The 20132-nt window shown below is 38.5% G+C and carries 15 protein-coding genes; 11 read left to right on the forward strand and 4 right to left on the reverse strand.

The genetic code is table 11. The annotated features are described in order from the left end of the window. Window positions 1–9: 9 nt before the first annotated feature. Both JTI58_RS16930 and JTI58_RS16935 read right to left on the reverse strand, forming a co-directional pair. Window positions 10–1767 carry an ABC transporter ATP-binding protein gene (locus tag JTI58_RS16930; RefSeq protein ID WP_205442452.1) on the reverse strand — a complete coding sequence of 586 codons (1758 nt, stop codon included), beginning with the start codon at window positions 1765–1767 and terminating at the stop codon, window positions 10–12. Between the two features lie 130 nt (window positions 1768–1897). Then, the gene (locus JTI58_RS16935) at window positions 1898–3616 is read right to left on the reverse strand and encodes a PucR family transcriptional regulator (RefSeq protein WP_205442453.1); all 1719 of its coding nucleotides are present in this window, start codon (window positions 3614–3616) and stop codon (window positions 1898–1900) included. Window positions 3617–3830: 214 nt separating this feature from the next. On the opposite strand from JTI58_RS16935, the gene JTI58_RS16940 reads away from it, so the two are divergent. From JTI58_RS16940 to JTI58_RS16975, 8 genes are all read left to right on the forward strand, one after another. Continuing rightward, entirely contained in the window at window positions 3831–4439 is a 609-nt protein-coding gene (locus JTI58_RS16940) for an ankyrin repeat domain-containing protein (protein WP_205442454.1), read from the forward strand. Window positions 4440–4470: 31 nt separating this feature from the next. Further along, window positions 4471–5349: an oxamate carbamoyltransferase subunit AllH family protein gene (locus tag JTI58_RS16945; protein ID WP_205442455.1), complete on the forward strand. Its 879-nt coding sequence runs from the start codon at window positions 4471–4473 to the stop codon at window positions 5347–5349. Window positions 5350–5351: 2 nt separating this feature from the next. Beyond that, the gene (gene fdrA / locus JTI58_RS16950) at window positions 5352–6905 is read left to right on the forward strand and encodes an acyl-CoA synthetase FdrA (protein WP_205442457.1); all 1554 of its coding nucleotides are present in this window, start codon (window positions 5352–5354) and stop codon (window positions 6903–6905) included. Further along, the gene (locus JTI58_RS16955; protein ID WP_205442458.1) at window positions 6898–8325 is read left to right on the forward strand and encodes a YlbE family protein; all 1428 of its coding nucleotides are present in this window, start codon (window positions 6898–6900) and stop codon (window positions 8323–8325) included. The genes fdrA and JTI58_RS16955 overlap by 8 nt, the downstream gene beginning before the upstream one ends. A gap of 31 nt (window positions 8326–8356) precedes the next feature. Next, a complete protein-coding gene (locus JTI58_RS16960) occupies window positions 8357–9835 on the forward strand; it encodes a cytosine permease (RefSeq protein ID WP_205442459.1) in 1479 nt (492 codons plus the stop codon). A 2-nt stretch (window positions 9836–9837) separates the two neighbouring features. Beyond that, window positions 9838–10788 (forward strand): carbamate kinase, encoded by a 951-nt coding sequence (gene arcC, locus JTI58_RS16965; protein ID WP_205442460.1) that lies wholly within the window; start codon window positions 9838–9840, stop codon window positions 10786–10788. A gap of 13 nt (window positions 10789–10801) precedes the next feature. Next, complete coding sequence (locus JTI58_RS16970; RefSeq protein ID WP_205442461.1) at window positions 10802–11260, forward strand: nucleoside deaminase; 459 nt, start codon at window positions 10802–10804, stop codon at window positions 11258–11260. A gap of 186 nt (window positions 11261–11446) precedes the next feature. Further along, window positions 11447–12682, forward strand: coding sequence for a Zn-dependent hydrolase (locus JTI58_RS16975; RefSeq protein WP_205442462.1), 1236 nt, complete (start codon window positions 11447–11449; stop codon window positions 12680–12682). Window positions 12683–12812: 130 nt separating this feature from the next. Here JTI58_RS16975 and JTI58_RS16980 read toward each other — a convergent pair whose 3' ends face one another. Continuing rightward, a complete protein-coding gene (locus JTI58_RS16980) occupies window positions 12813–13973 on the reverse strand; it encodes an MFS transporter (RefSeq protein ID WP_205442463.1) in 1161 nt (386 codons plus the stop codon). Window positions 13974–14101: 128 nt separating this feature from the next. Between JTI58_RS16980 and JTI58_RS16985 the strand changes: the two genes are divergently transcribed. Next, window positions 14102–14980 carry a LysR family transcriptional regulator gene (locus tag JTI58_RS16985; RefSeq protein ID WP_205442465.1) on the forward strand — a complete coding sequence of 293 codons (879 nt, stop codon included), beginning with the start codon at window positions 14102–14104 and terminating at the stop codon, window positions 14978–14980. Window positions 14981–15176: 196 nt separating this feature from the next. Then, window positions 15177–16427 (forward strand): MFS transporter, encoded by a 1251-nt coding sequence (locus JTI58_RS16990; protein ID WP_205442467.1) that lies wholly within the window; start codon window positions 15177–15179, stop codon window positions 16425–16427. Between the two features lie 61 nt (window positions 16428–16488). Here JTI58_RS16990 and JTI58_RS16995 read toward each other — a convergent pair whose 3' ends face one another. Then, on the reverse strand, window positions 16489–18336 hold the full coding sequence (locus tag JTI58_RS16995; protein ID WP_205447372.1) for a multicopper oxidase family protein: 1848 nt from the start codon (window positions 18334–18336) through the stop codon (window positions 16489–16491). 325 nt (window positions 18337–18661) lie between these two features. On the opposite strand from JTI58_RS16995, the gene JTI58_RS17000 reads away from it, so the two are divergent. Then, window positions 18662–20086 (forward strand): tetratricopeptide repeat-containing diguanylate cyclase, encoded by a 1425-nt coding sequence (locus JTI58_RS17000; protein ID WP_205442468.1) that lies wholly within the window; start codon window positions 18662–18664, stop codon window positions 20084–20086. The last annotated feature ends 46 nt before the right edge of the window (window positions 20087–20132 follow it).

Below are 20132 nucleotides of genomic sequence, written 5' to 3' on the forward strand. Positions count from 1 at the left end.
CAAACCCCTTTATTCAACGTCTTTAATGCGTAATTGCTGTATGGCAAACTCACGATACATAGCATGTGTTTCAAAGAGTGTTTCGTGTGTGCCACAGCCAGTAATATGCCCTTTCTCAATAAATAATATTTTATCGGCATCTACCACTGTCGATAAACGGTGCGCAATGACTAATGTTGTGCGCCCTTGCATTAAGTTGTCTAATGCTTTTTGTACATAAATTTCTGATTTACTATCTAAGCTCGATGTGGCTTCATCCAGCATTAATATTTGCGGATTACGTAACAGCGCCCTTGCAATAGAGATACGCTGACGTTGTCCACCTGAAAGCTTGATGCCTCGTTCTCCAACTTCTGTGTCAAACTTGTCTGGAAGCTCATTAATAAATTGATCTGCATAGGCCATTTTAGCCACTTTTTCTAGTTCATCATCTTGCACTTTACGGTCTATACCATAGCAAATATTTTCTCGAATCGTTCCTGAGAGCAGGGCACTTTCCTGCGCCACATAGCCGATTTGACTGCGCCAAGAGTGGAGTGAGAAAGTTTCGATTGGTGTATCTCCTAGTGTGATACTGCCGTTCGTAGGCTGATAGTATCGTTCTAGCAAAGAAAATGTGGTTGTTTTACCGCCACCACTTGGTCCTACGATGGCTGTTACTTTGCCTGGCTCAATTGTGAAGTTAATATCGGATAAAATAGGCTCTTCACCATAAGAAAAGTCAACATTTTTAACATAAATGGGTTGGTCTACTTTTTCTACAGTTAAGCCTTCTTCAATATGTTCTTCCTCATATTCAAGTAATGCACTAATTCGTTCTGTAGCCCCCATTGCTTTTTGCAGTTGGGTAAAGAACATCGTCAATTGTGTCATCGGCATAATGATTTGGATCAAATATAAAATAAATGCTACCATATCGCCAGCCGTCAGCTCTCCAGAGGAAACACGGACACCACCATAGCCAATAATAGCTACAAGCACTGACATTAAAACAAATGAAATAAGTGGTGAAATCAGTGCGTGGATTTTCGCTTCTTTTAAGCCGAATGTAAAGAGATTTGTAATGCCTTTTTTTCCACGCTCATATTCAATTTGCTCAGCATTCGAGGCCTTTACTAGGCGTGTTTCAGGTAATACTTGATTTAATACAGACGTAAACTTCGCTGTTTCATCTTGCATCCCTTTTGAAATCACAAACATGCGTCTACCTAGCAGCATTAAAATGACCATTGCTAGTGGTACGGCAATTAGCATGACTAACGTCATTTTCCAATCTAAAAATAGAAGAATGATGATAGAACCTATAATGGAAATAACGCCAGATAAACAGTTTGCTAAATGCTCTGTTATAAGCTCTTTCACAACCCCTGTGTCATTCGTAACACGACTCAATGTTTCGCCTGTATCATGTTCATCATAATAGGGGATTGGTAAATGCAACAGCTTTCGCCATAACTGATCGCGTAATTTTGCCACAACATGATGCCCAACGCGATTTAAATAATAGATGGATAATCCACTAGCAATAGCTTGTGCGATAAAGGCAATCCCCAATACAATGATTTGCCAATAATTAAGTGATTCTAACGAAAAGCCATCCACTAATTGTTTTGTAAATAATGGAACAATAAATCCTACACCCGTCGTTGCTAAACTCATCACTAAAGCGATGACAAGTAGCCAAATCGGTGGTTCAGCTCGTTTTACTAATTGTATAAAACGGCGCCAATCTTTTTGTTTTGTTGTATCTTTTGATGTCTCTTGCAAAGAAATAAGCCTCCTTCATTGTCCGAAAACAATGTATTTCGTTTCTATGGCTTTACTATAGCATGCGTTTATGAACTGAATATGAAATGAATGGTCATCAAAAAAGGTGATGCGTTTATCACCTTTGATGCTAGTCTGCGAATTCATCGTGGTATAAAGACTTACCAAGCAAGCGATAGATTCTCAAGGCTAGTTGGATTTGTAAGAGTTCCTCATAGCTTTTTAAATCGGTTTTTAAAATTTCTTTAATCTTTTCGATTCGATAAATTAATGTGTTGCGATGGATAAACATTTCCTTGGCTGTTTCACTTATATTCATATGATTAATAAAGTAATTTTCTAATGTAATTAGGTAGCTTGTCCCATGTAAAAGATCGTGCTCAAAGACAGTGCCCAAGCTTTCTAAGAAAAAGTCCTTGAGCTGCACTTCGTTAATATTCGAATCTAAAAAATGATAGATGGAGTGATCCGCAAAATGAGCTACAGCTCCACGTTCTTCGAAGCGATGCATAAGACGTAGTGCTTCATGTGCCTCTGCAAAGCTTTTATGAACAAATCGAATATGTTTATATTCTTTGCCAATTCCAATTAAGAAGGAGGTTTGGGTATGTTGCTGTACTAATAGTTGGAGAATGTTTTCTGCGTAGTGCTTTGTTTCATTGATCGTGAAATCTTGTTTGCCGTCCTGCTGTCCAACTAATAGGATGATTTGGTTGTTGCGATATAGGCACGTAATTTCTCCATTGATCGTACTAGAATGCTCATAAATTAAGTTCATACATTTTTTTGCAATATTATCGGACTCGTATTTTCGAGAAATTAAATCATGCTGGTTTTGAAGGTTTTCATGGCTAATAGAGATGACGATGCAATAATATTTATGGTTGATCTTTAAGCCGTGGAGATCACAAAGTGTTTGTAGCGTTTCAATCGAAGTGATTTTTCCAGTCAATAAATCATCAAAAAACTCCTGTTTAATTTTTAAACGTACACCCTCAATTTCCTTCTGTTTAATCCTTTCTAATGCCACGATCGTGGAGGCTTGCTCTAAAACGATGTAATCAAACTCATTCAGATCACGTACAGTTTGCCAAATGACAATATAGCCATAAATATAATTGGCAACTGCGACAGGGAGTATTCTACATTTCACTGCGATATCTTCTAATTGATAGATTCGTGTAATGGATTTTTGCATTTCATTGAGATCAATCGGGATAGTATCAATAAAATCCTTTGAAAACGTTGGACGATTCTTCTTTAGGTTGATCCCATAGGCAAGTGGCACTGGATTGGTATCAAGATCTGTATAATGCAGTAAATTCCAGTCATTATCTAAAAAGATAATTGGGTTATTAATTGTTTCGGCTAATTTTGAGGAAATGGATTCAATGCCTCCTCCTTCAAGTGCAACCTTAAATAGCGTATTGTGCATATCTAAAGATTTTCTATTTAATAGATCATAACCTCCTGATGCCTTTTCATTGATGATCGAGATGACCTTGGACAGGGTGTAATTATAAGGCAACTCTAATAACGGCAATCCATGTTGATTGGCAATATCGATCATGTTTTGAGGTGTTTTTTGTAAATAGCGCCTCATTTTGATGACGAGGCCTGCGCAATTGATTTTAGAGATTTCTTGGATGATTTTATTTTGTAATGCTTCATCGTCTTGGAAGATGTAACCGGTTGTTAATAATAATTCATTCGGTGTCAGCCAATCAAATGCATCGGGATTTTCGATAATGTTTACAAGTGCGATTTCATTGTGAATGCCTTGTTCGCCAGCAACAATTTTAATTCCTTCAAGCGCCTTTATGTCTAATATATCTTTGATTGTTAGCAAATGATTTCACTCCTTTGCCATAATCTTATCACAAAACATTGTACATATTGCCTAAATCATCTACATTCTTTTTGGTTTTGCTAAACAATGATATCTACGGCATAAGAGAATAAAATAAAGCTTGTAAGACGGAAATGTGAAAATAATAACATTCTCGCGGTTCATTTCCATTTAGTTGAAATGAACAATAGGTCGGAAAAATGGAGGTATGAAATTGGTAGATATGAATGTGGTCTCAGAATTTTTAACTGCAGCTGAAGCAGGGGATATTAACGCTCTGAAAGGTTATTTACAACAAGGTGTGGATATTAATTCTCGAAATAAGCGTAAGCGTACAGCAATTTTACTTGCTGCGATGAATGATCAATTAGAAACAGTAAAATTTCTAATTCAGGAAGGAGCAGATATCGACCTTCAAGATCAAATTTGTTTAAACCCATTTTTGTATGGATGTATTAACGGAAAGTTAGAGCTTGTGAAAATGATGCTACAAGCAAACACAGATTTAGAGCGTTTAACACGCTTTGGCGGTGTCGGTATTCATCCAGCAAGTGAGAAGGGCTTTGTAGAAGTAGTTCGTGAGCTTGCAACGACTACAGATATCAATGTCAACCATACAAATATTTGTGGCTGGACACCGTTGATTGAAGCCATCCTTCTAAATGATGGTGGAGAAAAGCAACAGGAAATTGTTCGTCTATTAGTTGAACATGGTGCAGATACACAATTAGTGGATCAATACGGAGTGACGCCATTAGCGATGGCTAGAGAAAAGGGATTCACTGAAATTGAAAAAATTCTACTAGAAGCAGGGGCAAAATAGTAGTACTCCTACGACATAAAGAGGTGTACATATGATACATGCCAAATCTGGTGATGATTATTTTCTTCAACAAATGGTGGCAACGGCGTTTACTGGAACGGTCCATAGTGTGTTTCAACATGCCTTAAATATTCAGAGAGATGGTAATGGTGAAATTTTCACACTTGCTACGAAGGCAATGGATCGTGCACCCAATACACTTGTCATTGATCTCGATACGTTCGATCACCTGGACATTCATCAATATGACAGGGTATTGGTTCGCCATAATCAACTTTTAATAGAAGAAAAATTACAAATAGCAATTCACACAGCCACTCGTTGGCAATGTCAGCTACCTATTTATCCATTAAATCGTACAAGTTTAAGAATGAATATGAGCAGTGTGAAACAATTCATTGATTTACAAGGCAAAGGTGGCGGCATAAAACGTAATGATTCACCCGTCAATGAATTTGAAGCGGAGACATCGAGATTGCTACAGCAGCGTACCACTTTGCTTTATGAGGAAATATTGAATCAACGTTTGGATCGCTTTCAGGCATATGCTGCTGATTTAGTCGGCTTGGGGCCAGGACTTACACCATCAGGGGATGATTTTTTAGTAGGGTTATTTGCTGTCATTCACTTAGAAAATAGTCCGTGTTCTATTTATAAACCATTGTGTGAAAGCGTCATCAAAATGATTCAGCCTTTAACCAATGAGATTAGTTATACAACATTGAAGAAGGCAGCATATGGACAAGTAAGGGAGTCCATCTGTTCATTCATACACGCCATTTTATATGGTACAGAAGCGGAATCGATTGAGGCTCTGAGAAAGGTGCTTGCTATTGGCTCCTCCTCAGGAACAGATATTGCCTTAGGGCTAATAAGTGGCTTAGAAGCCAATATAAAATTAGGAGGATAAAGATGAGTATTAAAGTCGTAATTAAGCGCAACACATATTTTGATTCAGTGTCATTGATGTCACTATCAACAAAAGCGAATCAAATTGAAGGCGTTGAGCAAGCAATTATTGGTATGGGTACAGAAATGAACAAAGGGGTCATTCGCAATGTTGGTTTGATGACGCCAGAAGTGGAAGAAGCAACAGCAGGGGACTTAATGATTATTGTCAAAACTACTAGTGCGGATCAAACAGAAAGCGCTTACCTAGCAGTTGAAGAATTACTAACAAATAAAAATAAAGCACAAGCAAAAAGCGATATTAAATATGCAACGATAGATTCTGCTGCACAAGGTATCCCTGATGCAAACTTTGCGGTCATTTCTGTCAATGGTGCATTTGCCGTTCGTGAAGCACGCAAAGCACTTGAAAATGATCTACACGTGATGCTGTTCAGTGATAATGTGAGCGTTGAAGACGAAGTAGAATTAAAAACGTTAGCACATGAAAAAGGTCTATTAATGATGGGGCCAGACTGTGGTACGGCCATTATTGGTAATACAGGTCTTTGCTTTGCCAACGCTGTGAGAAAAGGCAATATCGGTATCGTAGCGGCATCTGGTACAGGTAGCCAAGAGGTAAGTGTTCGTATTCATGACTTCGGTGGTGGAATCACACAACTGATCGGTACTGGCGGAAGAGATTTAAGTAAAGAAGTAGGCGGCATTATGATGCTTGATGGCATTAAAGCACTAGATGCGGATGAAGCGACAAAAGTGATCGTTCTAGTATCGAAGCCACCTGAAGCAAGTGTTGAGAAAAAGGTGCTCGCACAAATCAAAGAATGCAGCAAACCAGTAGTGGTTTACTTTATCGGTGGTAATGAAGAGGCGGTAGTGGCAGCTGGTGGACAATTTGCTAAAACATCGAAAGAAGCAGCATTAAAAGCAGTCTTACTAGCAGGTATTGATGAAGCAGGCATTAACAAACGTGCACTTAACATTCCATTAGTTGAAGAGGTCCGTGCAAAACTAGCACCAGAACAAAAATACATTCGTGGGCTATTCTGTGGCGGTACGCTTTGTGATGAATCTATGTATCTAGCGATGGAAAAATTCGATAACGTTTATAGTAACATCCAGAAAAATCCTGATTTCTTATTGAAAGATATCAATGTGAGTCAAGAACATACGTTCATTGACTTCGGTGATGATGATTTTACAAATGGTAAACCACATCCAATGATCGATCCATCTTCTCGTATTGACCGTTTCTTACAAGAAGCAAAAGATCCGTCAGTTGGTGTCATTGTGATGGACTTCGTATTAGGCTTTGGCTCTCATGAAGACCCAGTTGGCGTTATGCTTCCTGCTATGATTGAAGCAAAACAATTAGCTGAAAAAGAAGGCAGACACTTAGAAATCATTGGGTATGTCCTTGGAACTGATTTAGATACGCCAAACATAGATGAGCAAGTGAAAAAATTAATTGATGCTGGTGTTACACATGCAAGCAGTAGTACAAATGCTGGATTACTTGCTAGAGAAATGGTGTTGAAAGGAGAAAATCATGAGTAAGATTAATGAACTTTTTACAAGTAAAATTAACGTAATTAACGTAGGTATTGAACTTTTTAAAGATGATATTTTAGCACAAAATGCAAGTGCTACACACCTAGAGTGGTCACCACCAGGTGGAGGTAAGCCAGAAATTATTGCAGCATTAAACAGAATCGATAAAGCAGAACTTGCTGAAAAAATTGAAGCAGCAAACCGTCTTGCAGTTGAAAAAATTGTGAACTCTCAACCCGTGCTGATTGGTTTTGATCAAGCCATCAATGTTGTGCCTGGCATGACGAAAAAAACAATTTTACACGCAGGACCACCCATTACGTGGGAAAACATGAATGGCCCAATGCAGGGCGCTGTTATGGGTGCACTTGTATTCGAAGGATTAGCAAAAGACTTAGAAGAAGCAGCAGAGGTAGCGGCTTCGGGAGAAATTACATTCTCACCTTGTCATGAGCATAATGCCGTTGGTTCAATGGCTGGTGTAACATCTGCTTCGATGTTCATGCACATCGTTGAAAATAAAACGTATGGCAATATCGCCTATACAAACTTAAGTGAGCAAATGGCAAAAATCTTACGTATGGGTGCCAACGATGATAGCGTTGTTGAGCGATTAATATGGATGCGTGATGTGTTAGGGCCAATTTTACGTGATGCAATGAAATTAAATCAAGACGGCATCGATCTACGATTAATGCTTGCACAAGCACTTCACATGGGCGACGAATGTCATAACCGTAATAATGCAGGTACAAGCTTATTAATTCAAGCACTGACACCATATATCTTAGAAACAGATTACCCTGTTGAACAGAAGCGAGCAGTATTCGATTTCGTGGCAAGTAGTGATTATTTCTCAGGTCCTACATGGATGGCCTGCTGTAAATGTGCATTAGATGCTGCACATGGAATCGAATATAGTACAGTCGTGACAACAATGGCACGTAACGGTGTAGAATTTGGTGTTCGTATTAGTGGCATGGCAGGTAATACATGGTTTACTGGCCCTGCACAAAAAGTAATCGGACCGATGTTTGCTGGCTATAAACCAGAGGATTCAGGTCTTGATATTGGGGATAGTGCTATTACAGAAACATACGGTATTGGTGGTTTCGCAATGGCTACTGCACCAGCAATCGTTGCTTTAGTAGGTGGAACAGTAGATGAAGCAATTGGTTATTCTCGTAAAATGAAAGAAATTACAACGACAGAAAACCAAAATATTACCATTCCATTATTAAACTTCATGGGAATTCCTACAGGTATTGATATTCGTAAAGTCATCCAATCAGGTATTCTTCCAATTATTAATACAGCTATCGCACATAAAGAGGCTGGAATTGGTATGATTGGTGCTGGTATTACGAATCCTCCAATGGAAGCTTTTGAAAAAGCATTAATCACAATTAGTGAGAAGTGGGCTTAAGCCCACTTCCTATAAGTAGGAGGAGCTTTATATGGAACACGCTAAAATTGAACAGTCCAATCAAGACTATAGAGCACTTGGCTATTCGGAAGAACTTTTACCAAAAGGTCCTCAGGAAAGAGACTGGGGAATCTTTAACTACATTACCGTGTGGATGGGCGCAGTTCACAATATTATGTCTTATATGACGGTTGCAGGATTTTTTGTCTTAGGATTATCAGTTAATCAAGTTTTCTTAGCCATTATGCTTTCAGCAGTGATTGTCTCAGCAGGCTATTGCTTAAATGGATATTCTGCCTCTAAATATGGTATTCCATTTGCCATATTACTAAGAGATTCATTTGGAGTGAAAGGCTCTATTATTCCAGCATTATGTCGAGGATTGATTGCTGGGGTTGTATTCTTTGGTACGACAACAGTTGTGGGCGCTCAATCCCTTAATGTATTATTTGCAAGATTCATTCCGAACTATATGTCTATTGGTGGAGACTTCACTATTTTTGGCTTAGATGTTCCGACAATGATTTCTTATATTATTTTATGGGTCATTACAGTTTTACTATTTTTAGGCGGCATGGATATGCTAACAGTCTTCGGTAAATATTCATCACCGATTGTTTATATTTTCATTATTGGCGCAGCTATTTGGGCAATTAATATTGCTGGAGGAATCGGGCCCATTTTAGAATATAAGCCTTCTACAACAATGGAAAGTCCATTGGTCTTTATTGCCTGTGTGAGCGCATTGGTGTCAAACTGGGCGGGTCCAGTTGTAAATATTGCAGACTTTACGCATCGAGCTAACTCGCCAAAAGCAATGATTTATGGCTTATCCATTGGTATGATCGGCTCGTATCTCTTATTTGCGATTACTTGTATTAGTTTAATAGCAGGGACAGAAATTGCTTTCGGGCAACCAATTTTTAATATTGTAGACGCTATTGATAAAATTCAAAATCCATTTTCTGTAATTGTATTAATTTTAGCTTTAAATGTAGGCGCAACAGCTTTTGTAGTTTTCGGTAACTTATTACCATCGGGATTACAAATGACAACTTTATTCCCCAAAGTATTTACTGTCAAAACAGCAGGTATTTTAACAGCGATTATTGGCACAATCATTTTGCCTTGGAAACTCGTATCGAGTACAGAAACGTTATTTTTCTTCTATAGTTTTATAGGCTCTATGTTTGGACCCATCGCAGGTATTATGTTGTCTAGCTTCTTTATCGAGCGTAAAAGACGTTTAGATTTATCCGTAATTTATGTGGAAGAAGGGAGCAATGGGGCTTATAAATCTGGCTATAATATCGTAGCATGTATCGTCCTTTTGATCAGCTTCCTTTTACCGATGTCAGGTGCTTTCCTGAAAGGTGTGCCGTTCTTAGTACAGCTAAATAACTTTGCTTTCTTTAGCGGACTGATCGTGTCATTCATTTTATATACGTTGTTATATAAATTTAATCAGCAAAATGTTCAAAATAGTGTAGAAAAAGAAGTAGGGGTGTAGTTGTGAATAAATTAGTAATTGTAGCAATCGGCGGTAACTCGTTGGTAAAAGATAGTGGAAGCGAATCCATTCAAAGTCAGCAAGAGGCAGTTGCTCAAACTGTCGAACATATTGCGGATATGATTCAGGAAGGTTATAAAGTGGTTGTCACGCATGGCAATGGCCCACAAGTTGGTTTTACTTTACAACGAAGTGAAATTGCTAATGAGGTATCGGGCATGCCAGCAATTCCCTTAGTAAACTGTGTAGCTGACACACAAGGTGGAATTGGCTATTTGATTCAACAAGCATTAATTAACGAGCTGGCTAAACGTCAAATTGATAAAAAAGTAGTCAGTGTGATTACACAAGTTGAAATCAATGAAAATGATCCAAACTTTATTAACCCCACAAAGCCAGTTGGTTCATTCTTTACTAAGGAGCAAGCCGAGGAGATGTTAGTCGAGCATCCTGATTGGAAAATGGTAGAGGATTCGGGGCGTGGCTATCGTCGTGTTGTGCCTTCCCCAAAACCAATTGATATCGTGGAAAAAGACGCAATTAAATCATTAATTGACAATGATTATGTCGTGATCGCTGTAGGCGGTGGTGGAATTCCAGTTGTTAAAAAAGAAAACAATGTCTATGAGGGTGTAGATGCAGTAATTGACAAAGACTTTGCAACAAGTCTATTAGCTGCACAAGTAAATGCAGACTCATTAATTATTACGACGGGTGTTCCTCGTGTGTTTATTAACTTTGGAAAACCTGAGCAACAAGCACTTAAAGAAATTACAGTCGAAGAAACAAAGCAGCATGTTCAAGATAATCAGTTCCCGCCAGGCAGTATGCTACCAAAAATCGAAGCAAGCTTAAGCTTCTTAGAAAATGGTGGTCATCGAGTGATTATTACAAACCCTGAAAGTCTAAAAGAAGCGATTAATAATCAGGCTGGTACTCATATTATTAACTAGGAGGAATCACGGTATGGATTACATTCAACTAGCTGTTGATAAAACAAAAGAAGGTATCAATCAAAATATTGGTGGACCATTTGGTGCAACGATTGTAAGAGGAGATGAAATCATCGCTGTTGTAGGCAATACAATGATGCGTGATACAGACATCACTGCACATGCAGAAATAGTAGCCATTCGTGAAGCCTCTAAAAAGCTTGGCACAATGGATTTATCGGATTGTGTCATCTACGCTACATGTGAACCATGTCCAATGTGTGTTGGCGCAATCATTTGGTCGGGTATTAAAGAAGTCCATTATTGTAATACAGCAGAAGATGCTCATGTACATGGCTTCTCTGATATGCATTTACGTGATTACTTAACAGGTAAAGATAAAAGTGTGCTGAACATGAAAAAAATTGAAACGACTGAAGAATGTGATGCATTGTTCCATCATTTCAATGACAAAATGGCGAATAGTAAATAGATTGCAGCAGTCATATACTGCTTAAGTCTTTCCGACAAATTAGAGCAGGGATCTCGTTATAGAGAATCCCTTTTCTAATTTTCAACCAAAAAGGTGTAAAATAATTGGTACAATGAAAAAAATGCTATGAAAAAGTACATTTGGTCTGATTTTCATCTTCGTAATGCTTAAGAAGGAGCTGTTTACATGATCTATAAAGAACGTTATCAACAATTACTAGATAAAATGAATCAATATAATTCAGGCGAGAAAGGGATTACGAGAGTTGCCTATACGAATGAAGAACAGGCTTGTTTACATGCCTTTATTCGTTTATGTAAAGATGAAAATCTTCAAATTCATATTGACTATTGTGGAAATCTTATTGCTCGAAGAGAAGGCAGTGTGCCAGGATTGCAGCCTGTTGTCATGGGATCCCATTTAGACACTGTCTATCAAGGCGGTAAATATGATGGCGTTGTTGGTGTAACCGCTGCCCTAGAAGTCATTAAGCGATTAAACGAGCGATCTATTGTGACAGAGCATCCAATTGAAATTATCGCCTTTGCCTGTGAGGAGTCTTCAAGATTTGGTGTGTCGACAGTAGGAAGTAAAGCAATGGCAGGTCTAATCGATAAAGAAAAATACCGCCATTTAGTTGATCGAGATGGTATTACGATGGAGCAGGCTTTTGCTCATTGTGGACTTGATTTTAGTAGTGTTGATCAAGCAACAAGAGTAGAGGAAGGATTCCATGCCTTTTTTGAATTGCATATTGAACAAGGACCATTGCTTATTAACTATGAGAAGAAAATAGGTATTGTAACAGGGGTAGCAGCACCAGTTCGCTTATTAATGAAGTTAAACGGAAAAGCATCCCATTCAGGCACGACCCCAATGAATATGAGAAAGGACGCTCTTTTAGGAGCATCCGAATTGGCATTAGAATTGGAAAAAGCAGCGATAGCAGAGCAGGAGTTTGGTACTGTGGCAACAGTAGGGATACTAGAGGTTGTGGCAGGCTCGATGAACGTAGTTCCAGGTGAAGTGGAGTTAACTGTAGATATTCGATCATCCTCTGTGGAATCGAGAGAACGTGTCCTTCAGCATTTTTATACTGTTATTGCAAACGTTCAACAAAAGAGACAGCTTACGATTGAATACAATGTCATTAGTTCAGAGGAGCCTGTCCTACTTTCTCCAAATCTAATGCAAGATCTAGAAACGATTTGTGTAGAAAAGAAACTCTCCTATCAATATATGCAAAGTGGGGCAGGTCACGATTCTATGAATATGACGAGGCTCGGACCAGTTGGCCTTATTTTTATCCCTTCTGTGGATGGTTTAAGTCATCATCCGGATGAACATACAGCGCTTGAAGATGTATTAATAGGAATCGATGTATTAGAGGCTGTTGTTCTAAAATATGCTTCAGTTAGCTAATTTGCATTTGTCATCTGAAAATCTACGTTTATTGCTAACGTAATGATTCATAAAGGCAAAAATCGATTTCATAATAAAAAGACGACCTTCCTTGTTAGAAAGTCGTCTTTTTCATATGTGCATGATGCATTTACTTCTGATTCCCAATTTTTAGTTGAATCAGAATCATCACGATGACGATAACAATCATGCCAATAATGGCAGTTGTAAAATTGCCTGTGAAATCTCGAACAAGACCGACAAAGAAGGGACCAAATGCAGCAAATACAAAGCCAACTGATTGTGTCATGGCAGCTAAGAAGCTGGCCTCGTGAGTATCTTTGGCCTCATCAATAGGTAGTGTTAGCCCTAATGAGAATAGCCCACCTGCACCAATACCAATCAGAATACTGCTTAGCCAAGGATTATAAGAAAACAGAAGCATCAATAAACCGATTAATTCTAATGATGAACTGCCTACTAGCCATACAGCTCTATGCTGAAAACGGTTATTTAATATAGGCACTAAAAACGTAGCGGGCATTTGGGCAACTGTTAATAGTGTCAGCATCAGCCCAGCTTCGTGTTTGCTATAACCTAAATTTTCAGCGATTGGGGGTAACCAAGCCATAATGGTATAAAACATAAAGGCCATTAAGCCAAAAAAGCCTGTTAAAAGCCAAGCCCTTTGATTCATTAACATTTGCTTCACAGTTATGCTCGTACTAGGTGAATTCGCGACTGTTGCCGTAACTGTTTTCTGTTCAAGGGGCTTCCACCAAAAGAATAAAGCGATTAAAGCAAGAATAGCCCAGGAGGCAGCAGAAACTTGCCATGAATGAAAAAGATTACTTAAGGGAATAGAAAGCCCTGAACCAAGTGCAGCTCCTACTACAAGTGCTAGCGAGTAAATACCCACTACACGAGAAGGGTTCGCAAATTTCTCCTTAATATAGCCTGATAATAATGGTCCCACGATAGCAATGCCAATGCCTGATAACAAGGCCGTTAACAGCATGACCCAGGCAGTATAAGCAAAATATCTGGCAGCTGTTGCTAGTCCAATAAGAATAAGAGAGTAAGCAATAGCTCGCTCAATGCTCCAACGATTGGCTAGTTTGATTGCAAAAGGTGCAAATAAGCCCATACAAAGTACAGCCAAAGAAGTGATTAAACTGGCCGTAGCCGCACTCATATGTAAAGCCTCACGAATAGTCCCTAATAAAGGGGACACCGAAGTAATAACAGGTCGTAAATTAAAAGAAGCTAAAATAATAGCGATAATTGGTACGATTTTACGTTTTATATTCATTGTCTTTCCACTCCGTCATATCAAATAAATAATAAGTCCAAATTGAAGTCTATACTAACTAGAATGATTGAACAATACTATTATTACTATTACAATAATAGTTACAAACTATGATGGGTGTGATCGTTATGGAAATAAGGCATTTGCATTATTTTATGGCAGTCTATGAGGAGCTACATTTTACAAAAGCTGCTGAGAAACTAGGCATCGCTCAGCCAACATTAAGTCAGCAAATACGTGTGCTTGAGGATGAGCTAGGTATGCCATTGTTCGATCGGATTGGCAAAAAAATTGTTGTGACGGAGGCGGGCTCACTATTATTTAGCTATACTTCAGAGGTATTGAATACATTACAAAATGTTAAAGATTCTATTAAAGATTTACAGGCGCTAGAAGGGGGGCAAATACGTATTGGCATTATGCCCTCTGATCTTGACTATCGGATCACACAGCTAGTTATTGATTTCCATCAAAAATTCCCAAAGGTAAAATTAAAGATACTTGCTTCAATCGATATTATGCGGCAGGTGCTTGAAAATGAAGTGGATATCGGCATTGGGACGAATGTAGAATCAGATGATCGTTTGGTTATTATTCCTTTATGTAGAGAGGAATACGTATTGACTGTTTCAAAGGAGCACCCATTGTCAAATCAAACAGCGATCTCAATTGCTGAATTAGAAGACCTTCCTATGGTGATGTATCCAGAAGGTTTTCTTGGTAGAGAGGTTGTAGAAGAGGCTGTAAAAAAGCATGGTTTTCAACTCCATTCTATTCTTGAGACAAGCTCTGTCACGTCCATCATGAATCTTGTTCGAGCCAATATTGGTGTGACGGTGCAGCCTTATCCGTTACTCCAACAAATGAATGATCCTACTTTGTGTAGTATACGGATTTCAAATGGTGCACCAAGCCGTAGCTTATCGATTATTTACCGTGTAGATCGCTATGTCAGTCAGGCAACAACAGCTATGATTGAGCAAATTAAAGATTATTTCAAAGGCTAGTACGAATAAAATAAGGGAGGTATAAAAATAAGTTCCTTTTTTTGGAGCGTTCACATATACTATTTATAAACCGACAGTCAGTCTATTTTTGTAGGGCAAGTCAAAAAAGCTTGTAAAGCCTCAACTTGTGCCTACATTTTTTTTACACAAATGATGACCGACTGTCGGTCTATTTATATAAAGGGGTGGTCAGTATATGGAAATGCTAGTCAAAGAAAAGGGCTTTTCGAAAGATTTCATCATTATGGTAGTTGGTCAGATTATTTCTATTTTGGGCTCTGCGCTTTTAAGATTTGCTCTTTCACTTTTTGTTTTAGACATAACGGGGCGGGCAGATCTTTTTGCCGTGCTTTTTGCTATTTCAAGCCTACCTATTTTACTTACGCCATTTGGTGGTGCTATAGCAGATCGTTTTAATCGGCGTAATTTAATGGTCCTATTTGATTTTGTCAGTAGCGGCATTGTGTGGATGTTTTTTATTGGATTACTAACAGACAATCATTCAGTGCTATGGATTGGCTTGGTCATGGTGCTACTATCATTTATTAGTGCGATGTACACGCCAGCTGTAATGGCGAGTATCCCGCTGTTGGTTAGCGACCAGAAGCTTGAGCAGGCCAATGGAATCGTCAATGGGGTGCAGGCATTAGCAGGGGTGACAGCACCTGTACTTGGAGGTATTTTATATGGAATTCTAGGTCTCAAAACTCTTGTCATAGTGAGTGGTTTATTATTTTTCTTTACGGCTATTGTAGAAATGTTTATGACAATCCCATTTGTAAAACGTAGCTATGATGGTCATTTGGTACCGACATTACTCAAAGACATGAAAGAAGGTTTTACTTTTGTCGTGAAGCAAACATTTATTTTAAAATGTACGCTACTTGCTGCTTTATTGAATTTATTATTGACACCACTATTTATCGTGGGTGTGCCTATTATTCTTCGTGTCACGATGAAAAGTAGTGATACATTATATGGAATAGGAATGGGCATTATTGATTTTGCGACGATTTTAGGCGCGTTAACGATGGGTTATTTTGCTCAAAAGCTGCGCATTCACACCCTATACATTTGGGTGTTAGTGTCAGCCTTTTTGGTAATTCCAATGGCTATGGCTGTATTTCCTAACACACTTCAAATTGGCTATTATCCCTCCTATACTCTATTTATTGGTTGTGCTCTTGTCATTGCGATGATGATGACAATCATCTCTATTTACGTGATGACGCTTGTCCAAAAGGATACGCCGAATGAGCAATTAGGGAAGGTTATGGCGATTATGATGGCCGTATCACAATGTATGGCACCGCTTGGGCAAATGGGGTATGGATTGCTATTCGAGTTCTTTCAAGACAACATCTATGTACCAGTCCTTATGATCTCTGTGTGTGTATTATTATTAGCGTTCGTAACGAAAAGACTATGGCGATTGGAGGCTAAATAATTTGCTAGGACAAAGAAAACCACCTTTTCATTGGTAGTTTTCTTTGTAAAGCAATCGTTAGTTAAAATCTTCTTGTTCTACGACGAGGCCGATGCCTGCTAGTAGGAATATTGGTAGGAATGGTTGGGAACAGTAGCGGTGGCATGTGCTGTGTATTATCTCCAATATGAACAGCAATCGATTCCTCTTGAATAGGAGAGGCTTCCTTTTCTTCCTCATGTGATGAGTGTTCTGCCGCATGTAATAGTGGTGCTGGCGATTCGCTATGATGGGTAGTACTTGTAGTGCTAGTAGGATTTGTGGGAGCGGTTGTTTCTTGATGTGACGCTGAATGTTCTACTTCTGCATGCGGCTGCTGGACAGCATGGACGTCTTTCATGACGAGAATTGGTCGCATCATATCATGATCCTCATGCTCCAGGAAGTGACAATGCCACATATAATTTCCGATATGATCTTTCCAATGCATAATAATTTTCGTAACCTTTCCAGCATCAGCTTTCACCGTATCCTTCCACCCTCGTTCATAGTTTCGCGGTTCTTCAGGCGGTCCTGTAAATTGTACGATGCCTTCATTTTGATAGATCTCTAAATCAAAGGGCCTTCGTTCCAGAATTTTAAATTGAATAAGATGTAGGTGAATAGGATGGATAAAAGGCGTCGCATTAATAAAGTTCCAGATTTCCACACTATCTAAAGATGGTTTTTCTGTTGCTGGGTCATGGTACATACGATCATTTAATAGTAACATAGGTCGCCCAAACTCATCAGTGGTCGCTGTCAGTGGCAGTTGTCTGTCGATATGTGCGTGGTGTGGATGTAGGTCCATAGAAACGGCAAGTCTTTCTGGAATTTCACTTGTATCTTCACATTTTAAAGGCAGAGTTACTCGAAACTGCATAATCACATTTGTATGTTCATCACTGAAATCAGTATCAGTATTAAGTAAGGTGATCTCCTGTCCAGCACAGCTTGAGAAATCGATAATGACATCTGTGCGTTCAGCTGGCAGCAACTCGACAGATTGGATAAGTTGTGGAGCTGCTAAAAACCCCCCATCTGTACCAATTTGAAACATTGGTTGACTATTTGACAGGCCGATGACATAGCCTCTGCGATTGGAGCCATTTAGAAACCGAAATCTATATTTACGTGGCTCAACATTTAAATAAGGCCATAGTTTTCCGTTAACCACTATCGTATTGCCAACAAAGCCTGGTGTGATAGAGGGGTGAACGGGAACTGGGAATGGTGGTTCATCAGGATAAAACAATGAGCCATCCTCGTTAAACGATTTATCTTGTATTAAAATCGGATATTCATAGTCTCCACATGGTAAATTGGAACGTTCCTCAAGTGCATCCCTCAGTAAATAAAAGCCTGCTAATCCTGCATAGACATTTAAACGTGTTAAAGCCATGGCATGGTCATGATACCACATGGTAGTGCCCGGCTGATGATTCGTATATTCATGTATTTCCTTATTAAATTTTGGACCAGTATGCCGATAGTCTCTTGTGTACCATGCTTCTGGATGACCATCACTTTGCCAATCCACATTGGCACCATGTAAGTGAGTGACGGTCCTCACTTCTTTTGAATCGTTGGCGGCATGAAGCGTAAAATCTACTGGCAAAAAGTGCTGTAAGGGCAGCTGATTTTTATATTTCACGTAGATAGTTTTGTCTTTAGAAGCTTCAATGGTTGGTCCTGGATAAAGCCCATTGTATCCCCAAATTAATGAGTTTGGAAAATGCTTATGAAAACGATGCTGGCCTTCCATCATAACCAATTCGTAATAATCATTCTTTTGTTGCCCTCTACTGTATTTGGGTTTAGCGATCATTGGTTTTGGGAGTTCATCTACAAATTTTGGAATCGTTGCTGGGTCAGAGGGGTTAATTTGCATACTCACAACATCACGTCCCTTTTCAATACTTAAAATGGCTAATTATCTCATCATATGGGTAAAAACAATAGGTAACGAGGACAAAAATGGAGAAAAATGTGTAAAGACATAAAAATTTTAGCTACAGATTATTGTTGGAATAAGATGATTCATTTTGAAAGCAAATTGATGTAAGATTTTAGAACAATCACCACAAGCGATTTTTGCAATATAGGTAATAGTTGGTATCTTACGAAAAAGGCGGACGAAGTGAATAAATATGTCTTATAATTGAGAAAGCACAAAGTAAATTGGATGATATAGGGCATGGAGAAGTGGTGAAACGGTGGAATTAACATTAGAAGAATTAAATAAAACGATTATGGAGATGCGCACAAAGGGGTATTTAATAGAAGCGCTAAAGCTAGCTGATCAAGGACTTTTAGTCGCATTAGAGAGCAATAACTATCCATATGTATTGGATTTGTATTATCAAAAAATATTAGTTCATCATTCTTTAGGTGACACATTAAGCATGGTCAGCCTTATCCATGATTATGAAGCCATTTGTCAAAATTATGGTACGACTAAAGATTTAATGCATTATCATTTAGTGATGTCCTTAATCTATGATTTAGTGGGTATCCGTGAAAAAACGGTGGAGATGACGAAAAAATCTATCGCCTATGCACAGGAGCTACAAGATCCAATCATGCTTGTTCGTTGTCATAATAATTTATGCTATCTAGAGGTAGAGAAGGGCTGCACAAAGGAAGCACTTCAAGCAGGGCTATTAGCTAAAGCGTATAATAAATCCCTATCTAGAACAATGCCTGATTTAGCAAAATTACATGATATTCGTATTAATAATAATTTAGCAGATGTGTATATTTTAGAAGGAGATTTTTTGACGGGGAAGGCATTGCTCGACAGTACACTATCTTCTGACATTATTCAGCACCATAAACGCGAAAAAGTAGCGGCACTGTTTGGCTATGGTTTTTTATATGAAAAGCAGCAAAAGCTTGAAGAAGCCGTATCCTATTATAAACAAGCGATAGAACTTGCTCAATCCTATGGGGATAAGCCGATTACAAAAAAAGTGATGCGCTTACTGTTAAATGTATTGTATCAATTGGATTGGCGAGATGAAATTTTTGATGTACAGCGTGAATATATTGATCTCACAGAAAAAATGAGTGTTGCAAGTTTATTACAACAAGTAATGAACTTGGAATTTAAGCGTCAAAAAGAAAAGCTTGAGAAAAAAGCACATTATGATCCATTAACAGGTGTTTTAAATCGACATTTTTTAGACTATGAGGTACAGGAATGGCTGAATGCAGCGAAAATGACGCAATCCTATGTATGTATTACGGTACTGGATGTCGATTATTTTAAATTATTTAATGACACGCATGGTCATTTGTTTGGGGATATGATTTTACAGCTTTTAGCTAACAGCTTGAAGGATTTTTTACAGGATGAAGATGTGAAAATTATTCGTTATGGCGGAGATGAATTCATCATTTGTTTTAGGCATTCACAAAAGGACTATATCAAAACATTGGTCCATAACACACATGCCTATTTGCTCTCACTAAAGCTCGAACAAGAACAGCAAAGCTATCCTTTAAGGGTCAGTATGGGGGCTTGTGTGAATAATCAGAAAAACTATCAATACAAGGAGCTATTTGAGCAAGCAGATAGCTGTTTATACCAAGCAAAAGCGAATGGCCGTGCTAGCTGTGTGCTATACGAATTATCATAATTACTCGTTCCTATTTACATGGTTAAATAGGAATTTTTATTTTGAT

This window comes from Lysinibacillus fusiformis (genome assembly GCF_016925635.1).
Taxonomy (GTDB): domain Bacteria; phylum Bacillota; class Bacilli; order Bacillales_A; family Planococcaceae; genus Lysinibacillus; species Lysinibacillus fusiformis_F.

Excerpts from the sequence above, each read along its gene's own strand:
- JTI58_RS16945 (WP_205442455.1), top strand. The coding sequence starts at position 4,471 with ATGATACATGCCAAATCTGGTGATGATTATTTTCTTCAACAAATGGTG.
- fdrA (WP_205442457.1), top strand. The coding sequence starts at position 5,352 with ATGAGTATTAAAGTCGTAATTAAGCGCAACACATATTTTGATTCAGTG.
- JTI58_RS16955 (WP_205442458.1), top strand. The coding sequence starts at position 6,898 with ATGAGTAAGATTAATGAACTTTTTACAAGTAAAATTAACGTAATTAAC.
- JTI58_RS16960 (WP_205442459.1), top strand. The coding sequence starts at position 8,357 with ATGGAACACGCTAAAATTGAACAGTCCAATCAAGACTATAGAGCACTT.
- JTI58_RS16970 (WP_205442461.1), top strand. The coding sequence starts at position 10,802 with ATGGATTACATTCAACTAGCTGTTGATAAAACAAAAGAAGGTATCAAT.
- JTI58_RS16975 (WP_205442462.1), top strand. The coding sequence starts at position 11,447 with ATGATCTATAAAGAACGTTATCAACAATTACTAGATAAAATGAATCAA.
- JTI58_RS16980 (WP_205442463.1), bottom strand. The coding sequence starts at position 13,973 with ATGAATATAAAACGTAAAATCGTACCAATTATCGCTATTATTTTAGCT.
- JTI58_RS16985 (WP_205442465.1), top strand. The coding sequence starts at position 14,102 with ATGGAAATAAGGCATTTGCATTATTTTATGGCAGTCTATGAGGAGCTA.
- JTI58_RS16990 (WP_205442467.1), top strand. The coding sequence starts at position 15,177 with ATGGAAATGCTAGTCAAAGAAAAGGGCTTTTCGAAAGATTTCATCATT.
- JTI58_RS16995 (WP_205447372.1), bottom strand. The coding sequence starts at position 18,336 with ATGCAAATTAACCCCTCTGACCCAGCAACGATTCCAAAATTTGTAGAT.